The sequence below is a fragment of the Staphylococcus sp. EG-SA-2 genome (assembly GCF_017152085.1).
The window spans coordinates 1-1,163 of record NZ_JACYHC010000841.1 but is presented as its reverse complement, the minus strand read 5'-3'; the positions used below and the strand labels follow the sequence as shown (position 1 = coordinate 1,163).

Here is a 1,163-nt window from a genome sequence, read left to right as displayed (position 1 = left end):
GTATGGTGATAATGATACACCAGCACCACCAACTGACGAATTAGGTGGTAGTTGGACACTATGGAAAAATTTAGCGCGACAAAGTCCTGAATTTGGTAATCCTGATAAGTTTTGCCAAAATATTCCTCAAAAGAGTTGGTTTGTTTCTGCAACATCGACAACAAACAATAAAGATATTATCGATACAATAGAAAGCATTTGTAAACGTGACCCTCTTGCAGGCAAAACGGTTACTGGCGGAATTATTACAATCAATGATTCTGCATGGCAAATCAGTTTTACAATCAATCGTCAGCAACAGTTTAAAGACCAACCTAAAAATGAAATATCTACATGGATTTATGCCTTATATTCAGATGTAAACGGCGATTATATTAAAAAGCCAATCACAGAATGTAGTGGTAATGAAATATGTCAAGAATGGCTGTATCACTTAGGTGTACCAACTGACAAAATTGAAGACTTAGCAAAACATGCATCTAATACGATTCCTGTTTATATGCCATATATTACCTCTTATTTCATGACGCGTGCTATCGGCGACAGACCTTTAGTCGTCCCGCATCAATCACAAAATTTAGCATTTATTGGTAACTTTGCAGAAACAGAGCGAGATACTGTATTTACAACAGAATATTCGGTTCGTACTGCCATGGAAGCTGTTTATCAATTACTAAATATAGATCGTGGTATTCCAGAGGTCATCAATAGTACATTTGATCTTCGCGTCTTAATGGATGCCATATACGAACTGAATGACCATCAAGATTTGCGCGAGATTACTAAAGATTCGAAAATGCAAAAACTCGCATTAGCAGGATTCCTTAAAAAGATAAAAGGTACGTACATTGAGTCATTATTAAAAGAACACAAATTGTTATAACGAGGCACATTAAATCTGTCTATATGGTGATTTCAAATCATGGAGTGGGATAGAAGTGATATGATCACAAACTTTATTTCGTTATCCCACTCACATGATTTTTTTGATGAAACATAATTACATGATTGATTGCATCATTTTGTTAAACAAGTGATTGCAAACCTGCCATTTCACACTGAAAATTTACATAATAAGTGACGATATTTTACAAGTCATATACAAATAACATATATTGTTAAATAATTTTACCTAATCTTAACATTAAATTTACAATTATAAG

At 33.8% G+C, this 1,163-nt stretch carries 1 protein-coding gene; it reads left to right on the top strand.

The window, feature by feature from the left end:
* The coding region (locus IDG60_RS15115) for an oleate hydratase (RefSeq protein WP_206160864.1) at positions 1-883 on the top strand (883 nt) is incomplete at its 5' end.
* Between the last annotated feature and the right edge of the window lie 280 nt (positions 884-1,163).